Below are 1,295 nucleotides of genomic sequence, written 5' to 3' on the forward strand. Positions count from 1 at the left end.
TGGTGGAGAAGCTATGTCTATTTGCAGATACGGTTGCCCGCTGATTACGCTAATCCTACGTATCTCCGCGCGCTCCTGGCTTGGAATTACGTATATGATTACCGAAAGCTCGTCTTTATCCCAGGCTAACTGGTGACATTTATTAATGAAAATGATTAACCATATTCCAAATTTTCTTTACTATGTGAGTTTTAAAGCGACCATGGGGATGACGGTCGTGGACTTGGGTTCTCTTGTCCCTATGATTAACGCCATCGAGTATGGGTCGGATTTGGAAATGGTCTGCGAGCTTCTGAAAGAAGAGTTCGGCGCCACTGAGGTGGTTATTATTTCGTGGCAGGCACTCAAAGGCCTGGAACGTCCCTAACAACGAACCAGGCCTTTTGTACAGCGTGGGTCTATTCACCAGCCCCGCCCAAATTGCTCGTTTAATGTGTGGCCAGCTCATGAAAGAAACTGGGGTTGGCTTGGATGGTTGCCAATACTTTAGCCGCCAATCCGGTCGGATTGCGCCGTCCGGCCTCCCAGCTCTTAATGGTATCGACGCTGGTCCCAAGCGCCTCGGCCATCTGGTCTTGCGACACATCAAGCTGGGTTCTAATGGCCTTCACGTCAGCCCGCTCCAAGCGTGTACTCCGGGTAGCCACGCGGGTGCCTTGCTTAATGTCGACGGCCTCGGTCATGGAGTCTTTCAATTCGTTAAAAAAGCTCATGTCACACCTCGCCTTTTAATAATTTGACCAGTTGCCTCAACTCACCTTTTTCAGCGGCGGTTAGGCAGTCTTTGACACTTTTCGGATAGGCCAGCACCAGGTAGATCACCTCGGCGGTGGCCAGGAAGTAGATCACGCGTGAGCCGCCGCTCTTGCCGCGATGACCTGTGGCCATCCGTACTTTGTGCAGGCCGCCAGTGCCCTGAATGAGATCGCCTTTGTCCGGGGTGTTGAGCAAGTCGAGCTGCAGCTGCCGAAGTTCTTCGTCCGTGGCGATCTCCCGGATCTGCCGGGTGAAGATCAATGTCTCGATGAACTCAATCCCGTTGCTCATGACTATTCCTTTCGTATAGGTGTACATGGTACACCTTCGACATCAGAAAGGCCAGCCTTTTCTAGGTTCTGTACGAAAATACTGGCGTAAACAGCGCAGCGCGCAAGCCAGCGTGACCATCGAAGCAAAACTTTTTGCCAGCTTGTCGTAGCGAGTACCGATCCTGCGACTCTCCTTCAGCCAGCCAAACATCCTCTCGATGATGTTGTGCTGCCGGTATTTCGGGCGGTCGAACCGCCTTGGCAGTC

Annotated in this window: 4 protein-coding genes; 1 reads left to right on the forward strand and 3 read right to left on the reverse strand. The window is 52.4% G+C overall.

Features of this window, described 5'->3' with window-relative positions; translation table 11 throughout:
* Positions 1-145: 145 nt before the first annotated feature.
* Positions 146-367: a hypothetical protein gene (locus RND78_RS27735; protein WP_312733436.1), complete on the forward strand. Its 222-nt coding sequence runs from the start codon at positions 146-148 to the stop codon at positions 365-367.
* Positions 368-428: 61 nt separating this feature from the next.
* Here the strand turns inward: RND78_RS27735 and nadS are convergent, their stop codons facing one another.
* From nadS to RND78_RS27750, 3 genes are all read right to left on the reverse strand, one after another.
* Complete coding sequence (nadS, locus tag RND78_RS27740) at positions 429-713, reverse strand: NadS family protein (RefSeq protein WP_312733437.1); 285 nt, start codon at positions 711-713, stop codon at positions 429-431.
* 1 nt (position 714) lies between these two features.
* Positions 715-1,047, reverse strand: coding sequence for a type II toxin-antitoxin system RelE/ParE family toxin (locus RND78_RS27745; RefSeq protein ID WP_409457154.1), 333 nt, complete (start codon positions 1,045-1,047; stop codon positions 715-717).
* Positions 1,048-1,089: 42 nt separating this feature from the next.
* The coding region (locus RND78_RS27750; RefSeq protein WP_312733438.1) for a transposase at positions 1,090-1,295 on the reverse strand (206 nt) is incomplete at its 5' end.

Source organism: Pseudomonas oryzihabitans (assembly GCF_032027545.1).
GTDB classification, from domain to species: domain Bacteria; phylum Pseudomonadota; class Gammaproteobacteria; order Pseudomonadales; family Pseudomonadaceae; genus Chryseomonas; species Chryseomonas oryzihabitans_F.

Excerpts from the sequence above, each read along its gene's own strand:
- RND78_RS27735 (WP_312733436.1), top strand. The coding sequence starts at position 146 with ATGAAAATGATTAACCATATTCCAAATTTTCTTTACTATGTGAGTTTT.
- nadS (WP_312733437.1), bottom strand. The coding sequence starts at position 713 with ATGAGCTTTTTTAACGAATTGAAAGACTCCATGACCGAGGCCGTCGAC.
- RND78_RS27745 (WP_409457154.1), bottom strand. The coding sequence starts at position 1,047 with ATGAGCAACGGGATTGAGTTCATCGAGACATTGATCTTCACCCGGCAG.